This window comes from Streptomyces humidus (assembly GCF_014649655.1).
Classification (GTDB): Bacteria; Actinomycetota; Actinomycetes; order Streptomycetales; family Streptomycetaceae; genus Streptomyces; species Streptomyces humidus.
Genome location: NZ_BMTL01000030.1, coordinates 75,665 through 96,654 on the forward strand (window position 1 = coordinate 75,665; position 20,990 = coordinate 96,654).

At 72.5% G+C, this 20,990-nt stretch carries 19 protein-coding genes; 8 read left to right on the forward strand and 11 right to left on the reverse strand.

Features of this window, described 5'->3' with window-relative positions:
• The first annotated feature begins 36 nt into the window (after positions 1-36).
• Entirely contained in the window at positions 37-510 is a 474-nt protein-coding gene (paaI, locus tag IE239_RS30335) for a hydroxyphenylacetyl-CoA thioesterase PaaI (RefSeq protein WP_229878400.1), read from the forward strand.
• Here paaI and IE239_RS30340 read toward each other — a convergent pair.
• The 6 genes from IE239_RS30340 to IE239_RS30365 all read right to left on the reverse strand — a co-directional run bounded on the left by IE239_RS30340 (position 499) and on the right by IE239_RS30365 (position 7,555).
• Positions 499-1,128 (reverse strand): TIGR03086 family metal-binding protein, encoded by a 630-nt coding sequence (locus tag IE239_RS30340; RefSeq protein ID WP_190152631.1) that lies wholly within the window; start codon positions 1,126-1,128, stop codon positions 499-501. The two genes, paaI and IE239_RS30340, sit on opposite strands and share 12 nt — an antisense overlap.
• Before the next feature lie 2 nt (positions 1,129-1,130).
• Positions 1,131-2,519 carry a KamA family radical SAM protein gene (locus IE239_RS30345; RefSeq protein WP_190152632.1) on the reverse strand — a complete coding sequence of 463 codons (1,389 nt, stop codon included), beginning with the start codon at positions 2,517-2,519 and terminating at the stop codon, positions 1,131-1,133.
• Positions 2,520-2,535: 16 nt separating this feature from the next.
• Positions 2,536-4,260: a class I adenylate-forming enzyme family protein gene (locus IE239_RS30350; RefSeq protein ID WP_190152633.1), complete on the reverse strand. Its 1,725-nt coding sequence runs from the start codon at positions 4,258-4,260 to the stop codon at positions 2,536-2,538.
• Between the two features lie 132 nt (positions 4,261-4,392).
• The gene (locus IE239_RS30355; protein WP_190152634.1) at positions 4,393-5,754 is read right to left on the reverse strand and encodes a flavin monoamine oxidase family protein; all 1,362 of its coding nucleotides are present in this window, start codon (positions 5,752-5,754) and stop codon (positions 4,393-4,395) included.
• The gene (locus IE239_RS30360; protein ID WP_190152635.1) at positions 5,751-5,972 is read right to left on the reverse strand and encodes an acyl carrier protein; all 222 of its coding nucleotides are present in this window, start codon (positions 5,970-5,972) and stop codon (positions 5,751-5,753) included. The genes IE239_RS30355 and IE239_RS30360 overlap by 4 nt, the downstream gene beginning before the upstream one ends.
• A complete protein-coding gene (locus IE239_RS30365) occupies positions 5,969-7,555 on the reverse strand; it encodes an amino acid adenylation domain-containing protein (RefSeq protein WP_190152636.1) in 1,587 nt (528 codons plus the stop codon). Before IE239_RS30365 ends, IE239_RS30360 begins: the two co-directional genes overlap by 4 nt.
• 177 nt (positions 7,556-7,732) lie before the next feature.
• Here IE239_RS30365 and IE239_RS30370 point away from each other — a divergent pair, with 177 nt between their 5' ends.
• Positions 7,733-8,155, forward strand: coding sequence for an acyl-CoA thioesterase (locus IE239_RS30370; RefSeq protein WP_190152637.1), 423 nt, complete (start codon positions 7,733-7,735; stop codon positions 8,153-8,155).
• 135 nt (positions 8,156-8,290) lie between these two features.
• Here the strand turns inward: IE239_RS30370 and IE239_RS30375 are convergent, their stop codons facing one another.
• From IE239_RS30375 to IE239_RS30395, 5 genes are all read right to left on the reverse strand, one after another.
• Complete coding sequence (locus IE239_RS30375) at positions 8,291-8,629, reverse strand: chorismate mutase family protein (protein WP_190152638.1); 339 nt, start codon at positions 8,627-8,629, stop codon at positions 8,291-8,293.
• A complete protein-coding gene (pabB, locus tag IE239_RS30380) occupies positions 8,626-10,701 on the reverse strand; it encodes an aminodeoxychorismate synthase component I (protein ID WP_190152639.1) in 2,076 nt (691 codons plus the stop codon). The genes IE239_RS30375 and pabB overlap by 4 nt, the downstream gene beginning before the upstream one ends.
• The gene (locus IE239_RS30385; RefSeq protein WP_190152640.1) at positions 10,698-10,964 is read right to left on the reverse strand and encodes a hypothetical protein; all 267 of its coding nucleotides are present in this window, start codon (positions 10,962-10,964) and stop codon (positions 10,698-10,700) included. The genes pabB and IE239_RS30385 overlap by 4 nt, the downstream gene beginning before the upstream one ends.
• Positions 10,965-11,279: 315 nt before the next feature.
• Positions 11,280-12,206: an ArsR/SmtB family transcription factor gene (locus tag IE239_RS30390; protein ID WP_190152641.1), complete on the reverse strand. Its 927-nt coding sequence runs from the start codon at positions 12,204-12,206 to the stop codon at positions 11,280-11,282.
• A gap of 428 nt (positions 12,207-12,634) precedes the next feature.
• Positions 12,635-13,204 (reverse strand): GNAT family N-acetyltransferase, encoded by a 570-nt coding sequence (locus IE239_RS30395; protein ID WP_190152642.1) that lies wholly within the window; start codon positions 13,202-13,204, stop codon positions 12,635-12,637.
• A 445-nt stretch (positions 13,205-13,649) separates the two neighbouring features.
• Between IE239_RS30395 and IE239_RS30400 the strand changes: the two genes are divergently transcribed.
• From IE239_RS30400 to IE239_RS30425, 6 genes are read left to right on the forward strand one after another with little or no spacing between them, the layout of a single operon-like run.
• Positions 13,650-15,089: an NAD(P)/FAD-dependent oxidoreductase gene (locus IE239_RS30400; RefSeq protein WP_190152643.1), complete on the forward strand. Its 1,440-nt coding sequence runs from the start codon at positions 13,650-13,652 to the stop codon at positions 15,087-15,089.
• A complete protein-coding gene (locus tag IE239_RS30405) occupies positions 15,086-15,934 on the forward strand; it encodes a N5-glutamine methyltransferase family protein (RefSeq protein WP_229878401.1) in 849 nt (282 codons plus the stop codon). The genes IE239_RS30400 and IE239_RS30405 overlap by 4 nt, the downstream gene beginning before the upstream one ends.
• Positions 15,931-17,196, forward strand: coding sequence for an aminotransferase class I/II-fold pyridoxal phosphate-dependent enzyme (locus IE239_RS30410; RefSeq protein ID WP_190152645.1), 1,266 nt, complete (start codon positions 15,931-15,933; stop codon positions 17,194-17,196). The genes IE239_RS30405 and IE239_RS30410 overlap by 4 nt, the downstream gene beginning before the upstream one ends.
• Entirely contained in the window at positions 17,189-18,490 is a 1,302-nt protein-coding gene (locus IE239_RS30415; RefSeq protein WP_190152646.1) for an MFS transporter, read from the forward strand. Before IE239_RS30410 ends, IE239_RS30415 begins: the two co-directional genes overlap by 8 nt.
• Positions 18,487-19,731 (forward strand): ATP-grasp domain-containing protein, encoded by a 1,245-nt coding sequence (locus tag IE239_RS30420; RefSeq protein WP_190152647.1) that lies wholly within the window; start codon positions 18,487-18,489, stop codon positions 19,729-19,731. Before IE239_RS30415 ends, IE239_RS30420 begins: the two co-directional genes overlap by 4 nt.
• The gene (locus IE239_RS30425) at positions 19,728-20,990 is read left to right on the forward strand and encodes a phenylacetate--CoA ligase family protein (RefSeq protein ID WP_190152648.1); all 1,263 of its coding nucleotides are present in this window, start codon (positions 19,728-19,730) and stop codon (positions 20,988-20,990) included. Before IE239_RS30420 ends, IE239_RS30425 begins: the two co-directional genes overlap by 4 nt.

Consider the following 20,990-nt stretch of genomic DNA (forward strand, 5'->3'; position numbering starts at 1 on the left):
GTTCATTTAAAAATCAAGGGAATTGAGGGTCATTCGATGACGGGGACCGGCGAGGAGAGCGACCTGGAGTTCGCGGCCCGGCGGCGCGCCGAGGAGCTGTACGCGAAGGACCGCACCTGCGAGCTGCTCGGCATCGCCCTGCTGGACGCGGGGCCGGGGCGGGCGACCGTCGGCATGCGGGTCACGGAGGCCATGGTGAACGGCCATGGCATCGGGCACGGCGGCTTCCTCTTCCTGCTGGCCGACGCGGCGTTCGCCTTCGCCTGCAACACGTACGGTCCGACGACCCTGGCCCAGGGCGCGCAGATCACCTTCCTCCGCCCGGCCGAGGTGGACGACGAACTGGTCGCGGAGGCGGTGGAGCGGACCCGCTTCGGGCGCGGCGGCCTGTACGACGTCACCGTGCGCCGCGCGGACGGAGTGCCGGTGGCCGAGTTCCGGGGACAGAGCCACACGCTCGGGAGCCGGCCGGCTCCCGAGGCGGGGCGGGCGGACCCGTCACTTCGGTGACCATCGCGGGTCCCGGCCCAGCGAGGCGAGCAGCCGGTCCTCGGCGCTCGCCGCGCCGGCCGGCTCGACCGGCGGGCCGAACGCCGCGCCGGGGCGCTCCCGCGACGGCCCGACGGGCACCTCCCTGACGGCCACCTCGGCGGCGGCCGCGACGAGGTCGTCGTCGTAGGCCGCCGGGACGCCGAGGGAGGCCGCGACGTCCCAGCCGTGCACCACGTAGTCCACGAGGTGGAAGCCGATCGCGCGCGGGGCGGCGAACCGCATCGTGGGATGGATCCACGGCAGGACGAACTCCCGGTCGAGCACGCCGTCGGCGGCGAACGCGTCGAGGACGCGGGCGACGGAGTCGGCGTACGCCCGGCGGGGATCCGCGAGCGGCGTCTCCCGCCAGACCGACTCGTCGACCGGTCCGCCGTCGGCGGCCGCGGCGAAACCGAGGTGCTGGGCCGTCATATGGGCGAGGAGGCGGCGCAGGGACCAGCCCCCGCAGGGGGTGGGACCGTCCCACCGGTCGTCACGGATCCCCGCGACGATCTCCGCGCTGCGCAGCACGGCCCTGCGGTCGAGTTCCCGGACGCCGCCTTCGGACGGGTCCACGGCGATGTGCCGGTCGGTCATGATCAGCCCTTCTCCTGTGCGTTCTCCCGCCACCAGCGCCGTCCCGCCTCGGGCAGCGTGGTGACGGGGTCGTAGAACGGGTGCCGACGGGTGAGCGCGTCCGGGTCGTCCAGCTCTATTCCGGTGCGGTAGTTCTTCGTCCACTGCGAGACGCCCCGTTCCCGGTCGTAGTCGACGAGTTGGTGGACCCAGCGCTTGCCGACGTACGGGACGTCGCACACGATCCGCGGCGTCGCGTAGCCGGGCAGATAGCCCATCACGGCGTGCTGGAGTTCCTGCGCCTCCCACACCGCGATGCGCCAGTGCTCGGCGTTCGGGATCATGTCGCACATGTAGAAGTAGTAGGGCAGGATGTTCGCCTCGCCCTGAAGGACCATGCACAGGTCCAGCAGTGCCTTCGGGGAGTCGTTGACCCCGCGCATCACGACGCCCTGGTTGCGGATGTCGCGGACGCCCGCGTCCAGCGCGGCCCGGGCGGCCTCGGCCACCAGCGGGGTGACGGACTGGACGTGGTTGACGTGGGTGTGCACCGCCAGGTTCACGGAGCGCCGGGCCGCGGTCCGCGCCACGCGTTCCAGTCCTTCGAGGACCGCCGGCTGGAGCCAGTGCTGGGGCAGCCCGGCGAGGGCCTTGGTGGCCAGCCGGACGTCCCGGACGCTCTCCAGGTCGAGCAGCCGCATCAGGAACGACTCCAGGCGCGGCCACGGCACGTTGGCGACGTCGCCGCCGGAGACCACGACGTCGCGTACCCCGGGGTTGCGTTTGAGGTAGTCGATCATCTGGTCCTGGCGGTCGGCCGGCTTGAGGGTCAGCTTCTGCTTCTCCACCTGGGGGGTCGAGCCACCCACCAGGTCCATCCGGGTGCAGTGACCGCAGTACTGGGGGCAGGTGGACACCAGCTCCGCCAGGACCTTCGTCGGGTAGCGGTGGGTGAGCCCCTCGACGACCCACATCTCCGCCTCGTGGAGCGAGTCCCGCTGGGCGTAGGGGTGGCTCGGCCACTCCGGTTCGCGGTCGGAGGCGACCGGCAGCATGTATCTGCGGACCGGGTCGGCCAGGAAGGCCTCCGTGAAGGCCGCCGGCCGCGTGGGCGCGCCGGGCGCCATGGTGTTGAGCATCTGCGGGGTGAGCAGCATCGACATGGTGGCGAAGCGCTTGTGGTCGGCCTCCAGGTCGTCGTAGAAGCGGTCTTCGAGGAGCGGGCCCATCACCGCCCTCAGCTGCCTGGCGGTCTTCACGCAGTGCGCGCGCTGCCACTGGGCGTCGCGCCACCGGGCGTCGCTCACCTCGCTCCAGCCCGGCAGACGGCGCCAGTCGGGTTCCACCGGGATCACGCGCTCGTACTCGTAGGGCTGCGGTACGGGCAGGGTGTGCGGTCCCTGTGACGTCATGATTCCCATCGGATTCCTAGCTGATCGACAGGGCGGGCGCGGCGCCGGTGAAGAGGGTGGCCCAGCGGGTGCGCAGCTCCCGCTTGAGGACCTTGCCGGTGACGCCGGTCGGGAAGTCGGCCGGGTCGCGGGCGACGATCACGGCCGCCAGCGGTGCGAGGCCGGCGGTGGCCAGTTCCTTGCCGGCCCGCGCGCACAGCTCCGTCGCGGAGGGCTCGGCGACGCCCGGCTGCATCCGTACGACGGCTATCGGGACCTGTCCCCTGCCGTTCTCGGCCGGCACGCCGACGACGGCGCAGTCCTGCACGACGTCCCCGCAGTCGGCGAGCAGCACCTCCTCCGCGGGCAGGCTGTAGACCGGGCCGTCCTCGGTGTCGATGACGTCCACCGTCCGGTCGAGGTGGTAGAAGTTCCCCTCCTCGTCCCTGCGGGCCACGTCGCCCGTCAGCCAGTAGCCGTCGACCTCGAAGCTGCGGGTCAGCTCGGGGTCGTTCCAGTAACCCGGAGTGCGCGAGGGGGTCTTCACGGCCAGCAGGCCGACCGTGCCGACGGGGACCTCGCGGCCGTCGGCGTCGAGGACGGCCGCGGCCGTGACGACCTCGGTGGGCTTGCCGACGCAGCGGTCGTCGCGCGCCGTCTCGGGGGTGGTCACCTGTCCGAACAGGGCCATGCCCATCTCGGAGGAGCCCAGTCCGTCGATGAACTGCGAGCCGGGGACGGCCTCGTCGGCTGCGTGGTCGCGCGGCAGCAGCCACGGCTTGATGAGCCCGGCGGGCCGTTCCCCGAGCCGCACCAGGCGGCGGATGTGGCCGTAGTGGGCGCTGTCGCCGGTGTTGAACCAGCTGTGCACCTTGGCGGCCGCCCGCGTCGGCGGCTCTCCCGTGGCGAGCTCGACGAAGGTGCGCGGGAAGGAGGCGACCATCGTCGGCCGGAAGGCCTCCATGACCGGTTCCACGACGGCGCGCCGCCAGTCGCCCATGACGACGGTGGGCAGCCCGAGCAGGGTGGCGGTGAGGAAGTAGCTGAGCCCGCCGGCGTGCGTGTGCGGCATCAGGGACATCAGCCGGTCGTCGGGCGAGGCGGGGAACCGCTCCATGCGGGGTTCCTTGCCGGCCCAGAACTGACGGTGCCCGAGCATCGTCGACTTCGGGGTGCCGGTGGTGCCGGAGGAGTGGATCAGCGCCACGATCTCGTCGTCCGCGTGCTGGTACGGGTATCCGTCGGGCAGCGGGCCGCTCGGTTCGTACGCCTTGATCTCGGCGGCCGGGACGACGAAGCGGGGCCGGCGGCGGTTGGCGTCGGCACGGTACGCGGCGACCAGGCGGGTCGGGTCGTCGGCGACCAGGCCCACCGCGCCGACGTGGTCGAGGTAACGCAGGGCGGTGGTCTCCGGCATGGCGTCGTTGACGAGGGCCGGCACCGCGCCGAGGGCGGTGAGCGCCAGGAAGTGCAGCAGCGGTTCGAGTCCCTCGCGGACGAGGACGGCGACCGGCTCGCCCCGCCGGACCCCGTTGGCCCGGTACCAGTGGGCGTACCGGTCGCGCAGCGCGGCCAGGTCGCACAGGCTGTGGCCGCGCAGCACGACCTGACCGCGGTGGTCGGTGCTGTGGGTGAAGGCGTACGGGACGGTGTTGTTCGGGTTCGCCTCCAGCGCTTTCTGCAGGAAGTTGCCGGCTCCCAGCGCGGGGTCGGTCATGAACTGCCGCCGGACGGCGAGCGGGGCGATCGGGCTGGTGGTCACGGTGCTCTCCAGAGGACGTCGGGGTGGTCTCGTGACGACTCGGGCCAGGTGGTCGTCCGGCCCTGCTGCGCCGGACGGCTCCCGTGGGCGGACGACTCCCACAGGCGGACGGCTTCCGTCGGCGGATGCCTGCTACCGGCGGGCGGCCAGTTCCGCGGCGGCCCGGTGGCCCGACCGGACGGCGCCTTCCATGAGTCCGAAGAACTCGGTGCTGGTCTCGGTGCCGGCCCAGTGGACGCGGCCGTGCGGACGCGTCAGGTGGGGGCCGAGCGCGAGCCAGTCGCCGGGACCGAACAGGGCGGCGTAACAGCCGCGGCTGTAGGGGTCGTTGACCCAGTCGGTCACATGGAAGCCGACCGGCTCGGGCAGGTCGGGGAAGAGCCGGCCGGCCTGGGCGACCGCGGCGGCCCGCTGTTCGGCCAGGGGCAGCGCGGCGAAGCGGCGGGCCTCGTCGCCGGTGACGAAGCCGGTCAGGATCCCCGCGCCGCCGTCGGCGGGCGAGTCGTCCACCGTGGACAGCAGCGGGCCCTCGGCACTCACCGACCAGCCGGACAGGCCCTGCCGGCGCCAGAGCGGGGAGGGGTGGATCAGGTGGACCTTGACCGCGCAGCCGGGCCCGGTCCGCTCCCCCGAGCGCGGGGCGGGCAGCGCGGGCGAGAAGTCGATCCGGTCGGCGAGGACCGGCGGAGTTGCGACGATCACCGCGTCGGCGCGGGTGGCGCCGCCCGCCGAGCGCACCGTCACGCCGGTGTCGTCCTGTTCCACCGCGGTGACCGGCTCGGACAGGCGCACCCGGTCGCCGAGTCCGGCGGAGAGGGCCTCGCTCAGCCGGTGCGCGCCGCCGTCGATCCGCCACTCCTGGGCGCCCCCGGCGAAGGCGTTGAGGTAGCGCAGGCCGCCTCCGGAGCGCAGGTAGAAGGCCATGTGCAGGACGGACACGTCGGCGGGAGCGGCGGCCATCATCTCGCCGAGGAACAGCGGGAAGAACAGCCGGCTGTCCGGGTGCCGCAGGCGGTCGTCCGCCCACTCGGCGGCCGTCATGGCGTCGAGGCGCTCGGCGTCCGGGGTGAGCCAGGGGGCCTCGACGCGCACGGACCGCGTGACCTCGTCCAGCAGGTCGAACAGCTCGCCCAGCGCCACGCCGCTCAGCGGGGGGAAGCGCCCGGGGATGCTGTCCGCCCGGGCGGCGCCGGAGACGTCGAAGCGGCTGTCCCCCTCCATGACGGTGGGCACGGTCTTGAGGCCGGAGCGTTCCATCAGCGCGAGCAGTCCGGTGTGCCGCTCGCCGAGGTAGGCGGCGCCGGCGTCGGCCCAGTCGCCGGGGGCGACCTCGATGCCGTGCGTCCTGCCGCCGACCCGGTCGCGGGCCTCCAGGACCTGGACGTCGACTCCGCGGCCGGCGAGGTCGGCGGCGGCGGTGAGGCCCGCGAGCCCCGCCCCCACGACGACGACGCTCGTCGCGGCGGCCGTCGCGGCGCTCGTCGGGACGCTCATCGGGACACGCTCGCGACACGGTCGGCGAGCAACGCGGGGGTGGGAGCGACGAGCAGGTCGTCGAAGCTCAGCTCCACCCCCCGCGCGCGGGCGACGGCGCTCAGGACGCGCGTGCCCATGAGCGAGTCACCGCCGGATTCGAAGAAGTCGGTGTCCGCCGTGACGCCGTCGGTCTCCAGAACCCTGCGGAATATGTCGACCATGTCGTCGGGGCTCATCGGTTGTCCTGTTCTGTGAGGCCGCCCCGGTGTTCCGCGGGGGCGGACGGCGCGGCGGCGGGTGAGTGACGTCGGTGGGTGCCGAGCCGGTCGATCTTTCCGCCGGCGGTGTGGACGAGTCCGGGGACGACGGTCACCCGGTGCGGAACGAGATGGCCGGGCACGCTCGCGCGCAGGTCGCGCAGGACCTGCCGGGCGAGAGCGGCGTCGTCGGCGTCGGCGCGCCGGGGCACCACGTACGCGGTCACGGTCGTGCGGTCCTCGACCCGGGTGCCGACGACGACTGCGACGCCGACCTCCGGGTGGGCGGTGAGGTGGGCCTCGATCTCGCCGGGGTCGACCCGGATGCCCCGTACCTTGATCTCGGCGTCGAGGCGGCCCTCGTGGACCAGATGACCGTCCGGACGGCGGGAGACGCGGTCGCCGGTGCGGAACCAGCGCACGGGTCCTTCGGGGCCCTGCCGGGTCACGAAGCGTTCGGCGGTGACCTCCGGCAGGTCCCGGTAGCCCAGCGCCAGGGCCGGCCCGGAGACCAGGAGTTCGCCGTCCGGGCCGACGGCGTCGGTGACGTGCGGCAGCGGTGTGCCGACGGGGACGCCCTCGTGCTCGCCCCACCAGGCGCCCGGGCCGGGGGCCTCGGGGCCGTGCAGGTCCACCGCGTGCGTGATCAGCGTGGTCTCGGTGCACCCGTAGGTGTTGATCAGCCGGACCCGGCCGGTGTCGCGGGCCCGCCACTCGGCGAGCCGGGCGGGGCTGACGGCCTCTCCGCCGATGACCACCGTCCGCACGCGGTCGGGCAGTTGCTCGTCGCTCTCGGCGAGGTGGCGGACGAGCTCGTGCCAGAAGGCGGTCGGCAGGTCGAGCAGCGTGACCCGGGTCGCGGCGACGGCCCTGAGCAGTCTGGGGATCGAGCCGGTGTAGGCCTCCTCGTGGAAGACGAGGGTCGCGCCGGTCGTGAGCGCGGGGAGGATCTCCTCGAGACAGGTGTCCCAGTTGAGCGAGGCGAACTGCAGGACGCGGTCCGCGGGGGTGAGGCCGAAGAGGTCGCGGAGCGAGGCGACCGAGGCGGCGATGGCGCGCCGCGGGGTGAGGACGGGCTTGGGCCGCCCGGTGGACCCGGAGGTGAAGAGCGTGTACGCGGGCGCCTCCGGGTCCCCCACCGCCGGGTCCCCCACCGCCTGGTCCGGCGATGCGCGGTGCGGCTCGTCCCGCGCGGGGTCCGGCGCGGCGGCCTGCATGACGTCCGGCAGGGCGTCCGGCGCTGAGCGGAGGCCGGTCGGTCCGAGCACCCGGGTGCAGCCGGCTGCCTCCAGGAGCGCCCGCTGCCGGGCGGCGGGGAAGGCCGGGTCGACCGGGACGTAGACGCCGCCCGCGGCCAGGATGCCCAGGAGGGCGACGACGGTGTCCTCGGAGCGGTCCGTCAGGACCCCCACCGGTCCGGGCTCGGGGCCCAGTTCGCGGGCCGTCGCACGGACCCGGTGGGCCAGCTCCGCATACGTCGTCCCACGTCCGTCGCATTCGATGGCGCACTTCTCGGGAAAGGTGCGATCCATTTCCAGAAAGGCGGGCACTATACCCACCATCAACATTTCCCTTCATTTTCCAGCATGGCCATGACGCTATCACTCCGAAATCTCGGCGAGTCAAGCAGAATTCGGCACGTGACCCACGTCACATGAATTACGGGAGTCGACGCGGCCTTGCCCGCCCCATCTGCATGCGGTAGGAATTTATCCATCCACAGAGGAGGTCGACTGCGCATGACGAAACCGTTCCAGTTGCGGATCACCGTTCGGGGCTACGAACTCGACACACAGGGACACCTGAATCAGGCCGTCTATCTGCAGTACTGCGAGCATCTGCGCTGGGAGAGCCTGCGCGCGGCCGGCATCTCGCAGGACAAGCTGATCGCCACACAGATCGGCCCCGCCGTCCTGGAGAACACGATGCGATTCCGCCACGAACTGCGCGGCGGGGACGAGGTCGACGTGACCTGCCAATGGATCTGGGGCGAAGGAAAGACCTTCCGCGTCGAACAGGAAATCCGGCGCACGGACGGCGTCCTCGCCTGTGAATTGTCGAGCGTCGCCGGACTCATCGACCTGACGCAGCGCAAACTGATTTCCAACCCGGCCGAGCATTTCGCCAAGCTGGCCGACCATCCGGAAATCATGGGTCTCTGAGCTTCACCGAGCCCCGCTGGACGAGCCCGTCCGAAAGCACCCGAGGAAGATTCACCCCGATGTCCTGCGGCAGAATCCTCCGAGGGTGCTTCCGGATTTCCCACCCCCGTGCGCACCCCTTCCGCGGTTCCGCGGTCACTCCGCCCGCGACGGCCCCCGTCCTGCCGACGGGTACGGCGGCGGGAGCCGCGAGAGCGTGAGCAGCGCCCGCCCGATGTCGGCCCCCTGGCGGCCGAGCGCGTCGGCGTACCGTCCCAGAACGGCGTTCTCCCAGGCGAGCTCGGAGGCCGGCAGACCCGACAGCCGCCGCGACGACTGGTCGTACCGGGCGAGTTCCGCCCGGCGCAGCACCATGGTGATGATCTGGCCGTCGAGTTCGGCGAGCCGCGCGCGGACCTCTTGTTCCCCGGCGCTCGCGGGAACCGGCTGAGGCGCCTGCGTCACCGGGGCCGCCACGTCCAGGGCCGCGCTCACGCGTCCACCGCCTCGCCCGGGACCAGCAGCCCGCCGGCCGCGGTGGCCGCGATGGCCGCGGTCATCGTCCGCGACTTGACCAGGGTCTCCTCGTATTCCTCGGCCGGCTCGGACAGCGCGATCACCGCTCCGCCGACGCCGAACGACGTGCCTTCGTCGGTGGCGACGATCGTGCGGATCACGATGCTGAGATCGGCGGCGCCGCTCAGCGAGAACCACCCGAGGGCGCCGGAGTACACACCGCGCGCCCCGCCTTCCAGCCGGTCGATGATCTCCATGGTGCGCAGCTTGGGCGCGCCGGTCATCGACCCGCCCGGGAACGACGCCCGTACGCAGTCCACCGCCGAGACGCCGTCGCGCAGCGTGCCCCGCACGGTGCTCACGAGTTGGTGCACCGGCGCGTACGTCTCGACGTCGAACAGCTTGGGGACGTGCACCGATCCGACCTCGCACACGGTGTTGAGGTCGTTGCGGAGCAGGTCCACGATCATCAGGTTCTCGGCGCGGTCCTTCTCGCTGGCCAGCAGGCCCTCCCGCAGCGCCCGGTCCTGTTCCGGGGTGGCGCCGCGCGGCCGGGTGCCCTTGATCGGCTTCGACTCCGCGACCCGGTCCGTCCCGATGCTCAGGAACCGTTCCGGGGACGCGCTGAGCACGGACACTCCGGGGAAGTCCAGGAGCGCGCCGTAGGGGACGGGGCTGATGTCCCGCATCAGCCGGTAGGTGGCCAGCGGGTCGATGACGGTGGGCGTGGAGACCATGTTCGTCAGACAGATCTCGTACGACTCCCCGTCGCGGATCTTCTCGAGGCACTGTCCGACGCGCGTCAGGTACTCCTGCTCGTCGTGCCGCTGCGCGAGTGCGGCGGCGGCGAGCGGGAGCGCCTCGGCGAGCGGTGCGCGCTCGCGGTCCCTCTGGTCGGGCAGCACCGCGAGGCGGCCGGCCGTCGCGTCGAGCCACTTGACGGCGTCCGGGTCGTCCGGGCCGGTGCCGAGACAGAGCAGGTACGTGCAGCGCGCACCGTGGTCGACGACGACGGCTCGGTCGGCGAAGAGCAGGGCCGCGTCCGGCGTGGGCGCGGTGTGCGCGGCTCTCGCCCCGGTCTCGGCCTTGAGTTCGTACCCGAGGTAGCCGACGTAGCCGAGGTTGAAGGAGAACGGCAGCCGTGGGTCCGCCGGCAGCGCGCGCCGCTGCAACTCGGCGTCCAGGTAGTCGAAGAAGCCGCTGGCCACGTGTTCGTCGGGGCGGCCGGCCCGCTCGACGCGGACGGTGCGGGCCGCGACCCGGTAGGTGAGGTACTCGGCCAGCGGGCCGCTGCCGTCGCCGAGGAAGGAGAAGCGGGAGTCGCCGTCGGCGTGGGAGCCGCTGTCGAGCCAGAAGCTGTGCGGCCGGCCGGCGAACAGCTCGGCGTACACCGCCTCCGTGTCGGGGGCCTGGTCCAGTCGGCGGGTGTACAGCCGGTACGGCGACTCGGTCGTCTCGGCCGTCTCACGCCTGAGGGACAGGTCCCGGAAGTTGGCGAGCAGTTCACGGCCGAACTCGCTCGATATCGACTCGGGGTGGAACTGGACGCCCCAGACGGGACGCGTGCGGTGGCGCAGTCCCATGAGGACGCCGTCCTCGGTCCAGGCGACGCCCTCCAGTTCGTCGGAGAGCGCGGAGACCGCGAGGGAGTGGTAGCGGACCGCGGAGAACGGCGACGGCAGCCCGGCGAAGAGGTCCTCGCCGTTGTGCAGGATCGGGGAGAGCCGGCCGTGCATCGGCTCGGGGGCGTGCTCGACCGTGCCGCCGAACAGGGCGGCGATGCCCTGGTGTCCGAGGCAGACGCCGAGGACGGGCAGTCCGGAGTCGCGGATCGCGCGGCTCCCGACGCCGAAGTCGCGGTCCCGGTCGGGGCGGCCGGGTCCCGGTGAGACGACGATGTTGTCGTAGTCGCCGAGGTGCAGGGCGGACCAGTCGACGTCGTTGCGGACGACGACGGGCGGCTGGCCGTTCACCTCGCCGAGGAGTTGGTAGAGGTTGTAGGTGAACGAGTCGTAGTTGTCGACGAGGAGCGTGCGGACGGGGCGGTTCATGAGGCGACGTCCCTGACCGGCAGCCGGCCGTCGGTGTCCGGCGTGTCGGTCACGGACTCCTCCACAGGGCCGGGCCCCTCGGTGATCAGGTCGTGCGTCCGCCGCGTGGACGCGCCGGCGACGGCGTGCTGCCGTCCGTGCTCCGCACCCGGTACGCGGATGCCGGTCCGGGTCTTCGGGGTGGGGAGCGACGTCGCGTCGATGCGGTCGAGTTCGGCGCGCAGACCCGCCAGCCCGGCTTCATGGCTCGAGGTCGTCGTCATGCCTGTGCCTTTCTGAACGTCGTGGTGCAACGGCCTGGTTCCGTCGGGTGTGGGGTCCTCCCGATGTCGGGCGGGCACGGCCCAGTACGGCCGTGCGTCCGTGTGGGGACTCATGACGACAGGACCGCTCGGCGCCGTTGCCCAGCGTCCTGCCAAGGTGGCACTTCGAGCCAAACACACGGCACGGAGGGTCCCCAAAGCTTTTAGCTGGGGCTAAAAGCTCCGCGGGAGGGCCGGTCCGCAGGCCCCGGGGACGGCCGGAAGGACGGCCGGCCCGAGCGGCGGACTACGCTCGGGCGACGCGGTCTTCGCAGGTCAGACGACGCGGCCCAGGGAGTGCTCGGCGCCGCGGACGAGCGCCTCGCCGGTCTCCGTGAGGGTGTGCACGACCCGCTGACCCGACCGCTGGCTGGTGACCAGGTCGCAGCCTCTGAGCACCGAGACGTGCTGGCTGATGGCGCCCGGGGTGACGTCGACCATGGCGGCCAGCTCGCCCGTCGAGGCGGGCGTGGTCAGCGCTTCGAGGACGGCGGCGCGGACTCCGCCGAGGAGCGCCCGGAGCGGGCTGGGGCGGTCCTCGCCGTGGTGCCGCCAGATGTCGGCGACCGCGGGCCGCGGATACACGATCATCGCCTGGAGCGGCGGCAGCATGGTCAGCACCTCGGGGCCGCAGAAGACGCTCGGTACCAGGACGATGCCCTGGCCGCCCAGCGTCTCCTCGAAGACGTAGCTGCTGCGCACGACGAGACGGTCGTCCTGCCACCCGATGCGCTCGTTGAGGGTGGAGAAGACGGAGGCCGCCCCCGAGTTCTCCATCACCCGCATCCGGGAGCGGACGTCGGACACGAGCCCGGCGTGCAGCTTGTGCCAGGACGGTTCGAGGGCCACCCGCCAGTAGGCACGCAGCCGTTGCGTGATCTGCTGGACGGCCTTCTCGGGCTCGTCCAGCATCTGCCGGTGCAGCGGCGCCGTCTCCCGGCGCCAGGCGAGCGGCGTCCCGGTGTCCCCGATCATCCAGGCCAGCTCGTCCACGAAGTGGGAGAGGCGGGTGGCGCGCACCGCTTCCAGCTCGTTCTCGAAGCTGGAGGGCGTGCCCGTGGGCGGCGGCGTGAGGAAGTCCGGCACGTATCCGGTCGGCGGGATCACGGCCCGCAGGGGCCTGAGGTCGAGGCCCTTCAGCCGGTGCAGGACGTCGTCCACCCACGGCTGGTGTTGTTTTCTGCGCTCGGGAGACGCCAGCATGCGAAAGCTGTAAACGGTTTCCCCGAGCGGAGACATTGAAAATCGAACTTTCGCGACGTCATCGGCGGTCGCACTGTAGCTGATCAACGTTCCCCCGTTTCTCTGCTGCACCTGCACCTCTCACGGTAGGCCGCGGAAGACGCAGTTGCGCAACGCAATCCGGACCGGGATCCGGACGCCCGAATGAACGCGACCGCAACGGGACAAGGCCCGCCGGCGACGAAAGAGGCCGTGCGTCCCGCCGCGTTCGACAGGGACGCACGGCCTTGACGAGGTCCGACACGACTTCGCCCCGCGGCATTCCGAACAAGTCAAGCGGTATTCACGTCAGATGGCGGCCGATGCCGCACCCGAAGAATTCAGCCAGGAACATGTCCGAAAACAGCACCCCCTGTCCGGGCCCGGGGCGGGAGGCGCTCGGCGCCGTCCTACTCGGCCCCGGCGGGGACGACCTCGCGGGCGAGGACCGCGTACACGTACTCGCTCCCCCAGCCGCGGTCGTCGCGGTCGTTCTCGATCAGATGCGCCTCACGACGCATCGACAACCGCTCGCAGATCCGCTCCGAGGCCGTGTTGTCGGCGTCGATGCGGGCGAACAGCCGGTGCACTCCCAGCTGTTGAAAGGCCAGGTCACGCAGGGCGAGTGACGCTTCCGTGGCATAGCCCCGGCCTCCGTGGCCGGGGTGGAAGACCCACCCGATCTCGGCCTGCCGGGCGTAAGCGCTCGACAGCGTGACCTGCACCTCGCCGATCACCCCGGGGGTGTCGCGGCGGCACACCGCCAGCGTGAGGTTGTCCCCGTCCTCCTTCCAGTGGGTGCCCTGCCCGACGCGCTCGATGACCTCGGCACAGCGCGCGCGGTCACGCGGCGGCCGGTAAAGAAACCTGGCCACTTCGGGCAGGCTCTGATATGCGTGCATGTCGTCGAGGTCGTCCGCCGTGAACAGACGCAGGACCAGCCGATCCGTCGTCACCGGCTGGGAAATCGCGAAATTCATGGGTCCCGCTTCCCTATTCATAGGATTGACACCCCATCATGCGCAACTTAGACTCCACGGCGCTACCTGGCCAGTGGCATCTGCAACGGGGGAATGAAGCGATGCGGCGATGCGCACAGTCCTGGGCTCATGTCGGGTGCCCACCGGACTGGACCACCACCCCATTCCTCACCTCGTTCCGGAAGTCGCCCTCAGAGGCGGCCGAAAGCGGACGCACCGGCGGCGTGGCAGTACCCACGCCACCGCGGAGCCGCGAAGTGGCCTGCCCTTCATACCGCGTACCACGCCCCTGTGGCAGGCGTGCGCGCGGTGGCACCACGTGACCCTGGACAGCCCGGTCTGAGCGACCGGTCCAGGCCCGTCCGGGCACGACGACACCCCACCTTTCTCACGGCCGGAGCACGCGCCGAGCGGCGCCCCCGTGCCCGTAGACACGAGGAGAACCATGTACGCAGGGCCACAGCAGACTGCCGTCGTCGTCGGCAACGGAGCGGTCGGCGCCTCCATCGCCTATGAGTTGAGCAGCCGCGGATTCCAGGTCACGCGCGTGGGCCGGGAGAACCGGCCCTACGCCGCCTCGCTCGCCGCCGGCGCGATGCTCGGCTGCTTCGGCGAGGTCACCACGTCGCTGCTGGCCAGTGACCACGGCCGGGCCAAGCTCGACATGGACCACCGGGCCCGCCGCTACTGGGCCGAGTGGGACGAGCGCCTCAGCCAGGACTCGGGGGACTCCCGCACGCTCTTCAGCGCCGACGGCACGTTCGTCCTCCTCAACACGATGGGGTCGGCCGCCGTCGACTCCGGCAACTTCCGCGCCATCGAGGCGACGCTGCGGGAGTACCAGGAGCCGTACGAGACCGCCGACCCCGAGGACCTGGACTGGCTGTCCCCGAACGACCTCTCGCGCTCGCTGCGCGGCATGTACATCCCGGGTGAACACGCCGTGGACTCGCACCGGTTGCTGGTCAAGCTGGACCAGGCGCTGGTGAAGTCCGGCGGCCGGGTGGTCGACGCCGAGGCGCTGCGGGTCCGGGTGACGAACGGCCGCGCGACCGGCGTCGAGCTGACCAACGGCGACGTCCTGCCCGCCGACCATGTCGTCGTGGCCGCCGGCGCCAGGTCCCTCACGCTGCTGGACGAGGTGGCCGAAGCGCGCGCGCAGATGCCGCCCATGGTGAGCGGGTACGGCGTCTCGGTGCTGGTCGAGACCGAGGACCGCGCGCTGCCCTCGTCCGTGGTGCGCACCCCCAACCGGGCCTTCGCCTGCGGTCTGCACGCCGTGCCCCGCGCCGACGGAGTGCTCTACCTCGGCGCCACCAACATCATCTCCGAGCAGCCCCGTCGCTTCGCCGCCGTCGGCGACCTGCAGTTCCTGCTCGGCTGCGCCGTGGACCAGCTGCACACCGACCTCTCCGAGTCGTCGCTGCTGTCCGTCCAGGTCGGCAACCGGCCCGTGCCCGCCGACGGCTTCCCGCTGGTGGGCGACGCGGGCGCGGAGGGGCTGTGGCTGGCCACCGGCACCTACCGCGACGGACTGCACCAGTCCCCGCTGCTGGCCCGGCACATCGCCACGCTCGTCGAGGGCGGCACGAGCGAGTACGACTTCCTGTCGTCGTTCTCCCCGGTCCGCGCCCCGCTGGCCGGCGGGACCCGCGAGCAGGTCGTGACCACGGCGGTCGAGCACATGATGGCCACCGGCTACGAGTACAAGTGGAACGTCACACCGGAGTGGCCGCCGCGCATCGAGCGTCATCTGCGCCGGTTCTACGGCTCCCTGGTGGAGGAGCTGCACCCGTCGTTCACGCCCCCGGCCGAACTGGTCGCCGCGATGACCGACGGCATCCGCGCGTCCCTCACCCGCTACTACGCGGCGTGGTCGCGATGACGACGGCGGAGCGCATCCGGTCCGTCCACGACGCGGCCCGCGCCCGCCTGGCCGAGGCGGGCGTGTGGGACGTCGAAGGAGACCTCGCCGCGCTGCGGGAGCGCTTCCTCGCCGGCGGGGCCGCGGCGGACGTGGCCCGTTTCGAGGCCGCCGTCGCCGAGCGCTGCCGGCGCATCCCGCTCGGGCACATCACCGGGTCGGTCGACTTCGACGGGCTCGAACTCGTCGTCGGCAGCGGGGTGTTCGTGCCCCGGCACGAGAGCACCGCGCTGGTGGCGTGGGCGGCCGACGAGCGGACGCTGCCGCGCGGCGGCGTCGCGCTCGACCTGTGCTCGGGCGTCGGAGCGCTCGGCATCGCCCTGTCGCGGCGCCGCCCCGACGCGAAGGTGACGTGCGTGGAGCGGGACGACACCTGTCTGCAGTACCTGCGGCGCAACGTGGCACGCCACGAGGCCGTCCTGGGCGAGGTCGCCGTGCACGCGGCCGACCTCACGGACCCGGGCTGCCTCGACGCCTACGACGGCGGGACCGACCTGGTCGTCGCGAACCCGCCGTACGTCTCGCCCGAGGTGCGACTGCTGCCCGAGTGGTCCGAGCACCAGCCACGGGCCGCCGTCTACAGCGGCGCCGACGGGCTCGACCTGATCCGCCGGATCGCCGTCCTCGCCGCCGCGGCGCTGCGCCCCGGCGGGCGCCTCGCGCTCGAACACGACCGGGCGCAGCCCGAGCAGGTGCGCGCGCTCCTGCGCGGCGACGCCTTCGACGACGTCACCACCTTCGTCGACACCGCCGGAGAACCGAGGATCACGGTCGCCCGCCGTGCCCACCAGGAGGGAACCCCGTGAGCGCGTCCCCGACATCGCAGAACTGGCTGACCACCCGCAGGGACCGCACCTCCTCGGCCCTGGACCGGTGTTTCGCCGAAGGGCTGACCGGACACACCGTGGTCTCCCGCGACCGCAAGCGGGTCACCCTCCAGGACGGCACCACGGCCACGGAGTTCGTCTCCTGCTCCTACCTCGGACTGGAGTCGCACCCCGCGCTGTCGCAGGCCGTGGTCGAGGCCGTCGGCCGCTTCGGCGTCCACCTGTCGTCCTCGCGCAACCGGATGCGGCCGTCCTACCTGCCCGAACTGGAGGAACTGCTGGGGCGCGTCTACCCCGGCGCCACCCCCTGCGTGTTCACCTCCACCAGCAACGTCCACCTCGGCGTGCTGCCGCTTCTGGCGTCGGGGTCGCTGCCCAGCTACCCCGTGCAGGGCGGACCGCATCTGTTCGTCGACCGTACGGCGCACGCCTCGATGCAGGTGCTGCGCGGCATCTTCGAGCAGTTCGGCCCGGTCGACCGGTTCCGCTCCGACGACCCCGCCTCGGTGGAGGAGTCGCTGCGCCGGGCGGCCGGGGCGGGGCGCACCCCGGTGCTGCTGGTGGACGGGGTCGGTTCGATGGACGGCCTGGTGCCCGTCCAGGACCTTGCCCGGCGGACCGCGTCCGCCGGCGGGTACCTCTACGTCGACGACGCCCACGGCATCTCCATCGACGGCGCCGCCGGCTGCGGTTACGCCTTCGACGCGCTGGGGGGCAAACTCCCCTACAACGTCGTCCTGGCCGGGTCCCTGTCCAAGGGCTTCGGCGGTTCGGGCGGCTTCCTGCTGGTGGCGTCCGGCGAGGACGTCGCCGTCGTCAGGAAGCTCGCCAACCCGCTGGTCTTCGGCCACTCGGTGATGGTGCCGATGATGGCCGCCAACGTCGCGGCGGCCCGCATCCATCTCTCCCCCGAGATCACCGAGCTGCAGCGGGCGCTGTGGGCGAACGCGGCCCGGCTCGACGGCCTGACCGGCGGCAAGCTGTCCAACGCCGGGCTGCGCACGCCCGTGCGCGGCGCGGTGTTCGGCTCCGAGGAGGAGGGGCTGCGCACCGTACGGCGGTTCAAGGAACGCGGAGTGATCATGCTCCCCGCGTTCTACCCGACGGTGGCGCAGGGCCGGTCCCTGCTGCGGTTCGCGCTGTCCGCACTGCACAGTGAGGAGGATCTGACCCTTCTCGCGGACACGCTCGAGGAGAGCGGGCACTACGGAAGCGGTCAGGAGCCCGACGCCCGTGACTGAGCAATCCACCTCGCCGGCCGCGGCGGAGGTCCCCGGGCCGCCCGGCCCGGCGCTGGGGCCTTCGGTGCGCCCCCTCGCCGTGTCGCACTTCGTCACCTACTTCGGCGACGGCCTGTTCTACGTCTGCGCGGCGCTGTACTTCACCCGGGTGGTGGGACTGGGACCGGTCACCTACGGAGCCGCGCTCACCGCCTCCTGGCTGCTGGCCATGGTGCTCAGCGTGCCCGTCGGTCATCTCGCCGACCGGTTCGAGGCCCGCACCGTGGCCGTCACCCTGCTCTCGGTGGCCGGCCTGTCCATCTGCCTCTACCTGGCGACCTCCAGCGTGCCGCTGTTCTTCGTGGGGGCCTGTCTGCTGGCGGTCTCCACCCAGGGCACCATGTCCGCCCGCTCCGCCCTGATCGCCCGCTCGTTCCCTCCCGGACAGGTCACCCGGGTGCGCGCGGTGCTGATCGCGACCGCCAACGCCGGTCTGGCCGTGGGGGCGGCGCTGGGCGCCCTGGTCATCGCCGTGGACACCGACACCGCCTACCGGCTGGCGTTCGTCCTGGACGGGCTGACGTTCTTCGTCGCCGCCGCACTGCTGCTCAAGGTGCCGCCGACGCTGCGCACCGCGGCGGGCTCCCCGGCGGCCTCCCCGGAGGACGGCAGCCCGGCCGAGCGGGCCGGGGGCTCGCCGCTGCGGGTGTTCCGCGACCGCGGCTACGCCGCCGTCAGCCTCGTCAATCTGGTCCTGATGCTCCATGTGCCGTTGATCGACGTGGCACTTCCCCTGTGGATCGTCCGGCAGACCCACGCGCCCGAGTGGACCATCGCCGCCGTCTTCGTGGTCAACACCGGCCTGGTGGTGGCCCTGCAGTACCGGACGTCGAAGACGGTGACCAGCGTCGACGCGGGGGTGCGCAGTCTGCGCGTCGGCGGGCTGCTGCTGTTCGCGGGCATGGCGCTGTACTCGCTGTCCGGGCTGCCCTCCTCGCCCTGGGCGGCCGCCGGGGTGCTCCTGCTGGCGGTCACGGTCCTCACCTTCGGCGAGATACGGCAGATCTCCAGCATGAACGAGATCAGCTTCCGGCTCGTCGCGGACGGCAGGTACGGCGAGTACCAGGGCTTCTTCGGCATCGGCTCGACCATCGCCGAGGCGGTCGGGCCGCTCGCCCTGACCTGGCTCCTGCTGTCCCACGGCTCCTGGGGCTGGCTGGCCCTCGGCGCCCTCTTCCTCGTCGCGTCCTTCGCCATGAAGTACTGCGTCGCCCTGGCCCGCCGCTCTCCGCTCGTGAGGGAGAACGCCCTGTGACACCTTCCGCGGCCCCGCGCCGCCCCGTGCTCCTGCTGCTCAGCGGCAGTCGCAGAGTCGTCGACAAGGCCCTGGGCCTCGGTCTCGACGTGGTGCACCTCCAGGCGCCCACCATGGCCGACGCCTCGCTGGACCCGCTGTGCCTGCGCTCGGTGCGCACCGACCTGCTCGACGTGCCCGGCGTCGTGGCCGTCGCCCGTGCGCTGCACGAGGAGTTCGGCTTCGCCGGGGTGTGCAGCAACCACGAACCCGCGTGCGCTGCCGCCGAGGCGGTCGCCCTGGACCTGGGGCTGACCGCGCCCGGCACCGGGGTCGCCGCCCTGCTGCGCGACAAGGCCAGGACCCACGAGGTGCTCGACAAGAGCCCGGCGCTGCGCTCCCCCTGGGCCCGGCTGACCGGCCCCGAGGACGCCCTCCGGGTCGCCGGGGAGGCCGGCTGGCCGCTGATCCTCAAGCCCGTCGACGGCTCCGCCAGCCTGGGCGTGCTCAAGGTCGACGGCCCCCAGGACCTCGACGACGCCTGGCAGCGGGTGCAGGACACGCTGCGCAACGGCCACCGGTACCACGAGGTGCTGCCCGTGACCGGCTACCTCGTCGAACCCTTCGCCGCAGGCGAGGAGTTCAGCGTCGAGACGTTCAGCCGCGGCGGCAGCCACGACGTGCGGGCGGTGGTGCGCAAACTCGTCGGCGGCTCGTTCGTCGAGACCGGTCACCTCGTCCCCGCCGACCTCGACGCCGGGCGGCGCCGGGCGGTCGTCGACCGTGTCGTCGCCTTCCTCGACCACGTCGGGCTGAGCGAGGGGCCCGCGCACACCGAGGTCATCGTCGGCGAGGCGGGCGTCCACCTCGTCGAGTCGCACGCCCGTACCGGCGGCGACGAGATCCCGGCGCTCCTCACGCTGGTCACCGGGCGGGACATGGAGGCGGACATGCTCGCCCACGCCTGCGGTCTGCCGCTGCCGGCCGCGTCGCCGCCGCTCGGCGCGGCCGCCGTCAAGCGGTATCTGCTGGCGGACCGCGCCGGTCGCGTCGCCGCCGTCGACGGCGCGGCCGAGGCGGCCGCGCTGCCGGGCGTGCACAGCGTGCGGATCTGGACCGGACCGGGCGACACCGTGCGCCCGGCGACGGCGAGTTGGGAACGGCTCGGCGAGATCGTCGCCGTCGGCCCCGACACCGGGGCGGCCGCCGCGGCGGCCGAGCGGGCCTGCCGGGCCATCACCCTACGGATGGAGGAACAGTGAGGCTCCTCGCGGATCTCACGCTGCCGCGCCCGGAACTGCTGGCCGTCCAGGCGGACAACCTGGCGCTCATGCGGGACGCCGTGCGCCGGTCGCCGACCTGTACGGCGCTGCGCCCCTACGCGGACCGGCTGACCCCCGAAGGGCTGGAGCAGGTCCCGCTCACCACCCGCGACCGGCTCGCCGAGTGGAGCGTGGCGCCGGGCGCGGCGAACCGCATCACCGAGGGCGACATCCGCCTGGTGCTGCGTTCGAGCGGCTCGTCGGGCAGGGTGCGGACCCTGTTGCACGACCGCCCCTTCAACGAGCGGGTCGAGGCACTCGGCGCGCGCGGCCTGTGCGTCGACGGACTGGGCGACAACCCGTTCGTGCTCAACTCGCTCGCTCCGGGCGACCTGTTCGGCGGCTTCGGCTTCGCCGACGCGGTGCTCTCCCGTCGTGGCGCGGCCGTGCTTCCGGCCGGGACCTCCATGCCGGCGCCCCACCTCGCGGAACTGATCGCCGACCTCGGCGTCACCGCGATGGTCGGCCTGCCGGGCTATGTCGAGCGTCTGCTGGCCGAGATCCCCGAGGCCATGCGGCGGCTGCGTACGCTGTACTACCTCGGGGAACGTATGGCGGGACCGGCCGCGGACCTGCTCACCGAGGCCGGCTGCGCCGTCCGCTCCTTCGCGTACAGCACCACCGAGACCGGGCCCATCGGGTTCCAGTGCGCCCATCTCACCGGCACCGACCACCATGTGCACGAGGACCTGGTGATCGCCGAGGTCGTCGACGACGACGGCCGGCGGTTGCCGGACGGCGTCGCGGGCGCGCTCGCGGTCACCGTGCCGGCCGACACCGGCACCGCGCTGGTGCGCTATCTCGTCGGCGACCGGGCGAGCCTGCGGACCGCCGACTGCCCCTGCGGCTCGACGGCCCGGGTGCTGCGGATCGGGGCCCGCGACGACGTGTCGGCCAACCTGGACGGCACCCTGGTCACCCGCTCCATGTTCGACACGGCGCTCGCCCTGCCGCCGGACGCCCGCTACCAGGTCGCCTTCGGCTCACGCCGGGGCATGCTGCGGCTGACCCTGCGCGGCGCCGCCCTCGGCGGACTGACGGGCGAGGCGGCGCGCACGGCCCTCGGCCGGCACCAGACCCTCCGCAAGGTCATCGGATCAGCGCGCTTCGCCGGGCTCACGGTCGACGTCGGGACCGCGCCGCGCATCACCACCCGGGCCAAGGCCCCGTTCTTCTGGGACGAGAATGAAGAGGACTGA